The following is a 1,590-nucleotide window of genomic DNA, read 5'->3' on the forward strand; positions in this document are numbered from 1 at the left end:
GCGAGCGCGCCCTCGTAGACCGCAGACTGGGAGTTGGCGCGGAAGAGGATCGCGATCTCGCTGGCGGGCACGCCCGAGGCGATGAGGTCGCGGACGCGGCGGGCGGTGCCCTCGGCCTCGCCGGGCTCGTCCGCGTACTCCGTGTAGGCGGGCTCGGGGCCGGCCTCGCGCTGCGAGACCAGTTCGAGGCGGTGCTCGGCGGCCCGGCCGCGGGCGTGGGCGAGGACGCCGTTGGCGAGGTTCACGACCTGGGGGGTGGAGCGGTAGTCCCGGATGAGCTTGACGACCGTCGCGTCCGGGTGCCGGTTGCGGAAGTTCAGCAGGTGGTCGGGGGTGGCGCCGGTGAAGGAGTAGATGGTCTGGCTGGCGTCGCCGACGACGCACAGGCTGTTCCGGTCGCCGACCCACAGGTCGAGGAGGCGCTGCTGGAGGGGGCTGACGTCCTGGTACTCGTCGACCACGAAGTGCTGGTACTGCTTGCGGACGGTCTCCGCGATGTCGTGCCGGTCCTGGATCACGCCGACGGTGAGCAGCAGCACGTCCTCGAAGTCGATCACGCCGCGGTCGCGCTTGAGCTGCTCGTACGTGGCATAGATCCGGCCGATCTCGGCGGGGTCGCGGGGGGCCTCGCGGCCGGCCTTGGCGATGGCGGCCGGATAGTCCTCGGGGACGGTCTGGGTGACCTTGGACCACTCGATCTCGCCCGTGACGTCGCGCAGTTCATTGCGGTCGAGGCGGACGCGGCAGCGCGCGGCGGCCTCCGCGACGAACTGGACCTTGCGCTCGATCAGCCGCGGCACCTCGCCGCCGACGGCTTTGGGCCAGAAGTACTGGAGCTGGCGCAGGGCGGCCGAGTGGAACGTACGGGCCTGCACGCCGCCCGCGCCGAGCTGGCGCAGCCGGCCGCGCATCTCGCCCGCGGCGCGGTTGGTGAAGGTGACGGCGAGCACGCTCGCGGGCTGGAGTATCCCGGCCCGGACGCCGTACGCGATGCGGTGGGTGATCGCGCGCGTCTTCCCCGTGCCGGCCCCGGCCAGCACGCACACCGGACCGCGCAGGGCCGTGGCCACCTCGCGCTGCTCGGGGTCGAGCCCGTCGAGCACGGCGTCGGCGGAGTCCGGGACCTGAGGGAAGAGGGTGGAACGCGTTGCTGCTGTCACCCCGCCATGCTGCCAGGTCCGCTGAGACGACCGTGACGGTTGTCCACAGCCGCCCGACTCCGGTCGTACTAATGCCGGACGGCGACGGGCCCGTCGTGAAAATCGGCCGGGCCCGTCGCGGAGCGGCCGGGAATGGTCGGCGTCGGTCGCGCGTTCTACCACCGCAATCACGCCAGCACGAAGGAGCGCGAGGACTGATGTCGGGCACTGTGACGATGTACAGCACCACCTGGTGCGGCTACTGCCGCCGGCTGAAGGGCCAGATGGACCGCGAGGGGATCGCGTACACCGAGGTCAACATCGAGCACGACGCCGACTCCGCGGCCTTCGTGGAGAAGGCGAACGGCGGCAACCAGACCGTGCCGACGCTGCTCGTGGTGGCGGACTCCGGCGCCGAGTCGGTCATGACCAACCCCAGCCTGGCCCAGGT

Annotated in this window: 2 protein-coding genes; one reads left to right on the top strand and one right to left on the bottom strand. The window is 71.6% G+C overall.

Translation table 11 applies throughout. From position 1 onward, the window contains the following. Positions 1 to 1,160, bottom strand: a 1,160-nt coding sequence (locus tag ACFU99_RS43090) for an ATP-dependent helicase (RefSeq protein ID WP_384404096.1), incomplete at its 3' end; no start/stop codon positions are given. Positions 1,161 to 1,357: 197 nt separating this feature from the next. Between ACFU99_RS43090 and ACFU99_RS43095 the strand changes: the two genes are divergently transcribed. Next, the coding region (locus tag ACFU99_RS43095) for a glutaredoxin domain-containing protein (protein ID WP_384404099.1) at positions 1,358 to 1,590 on the top strand (233 nt) is incomplete at its 3' end.

Origin of the sequence: Streptomyces sp. NPDC057654 (assembly GCF_042800135.1) — a bacterium.
In the GTDB taxonomy this organism is placed as follows: domain Bacteria; phylum Actinomycetota; class Actinomycetes; order Streptomycetales; family Streptomycetaceae; genus Streptomyces.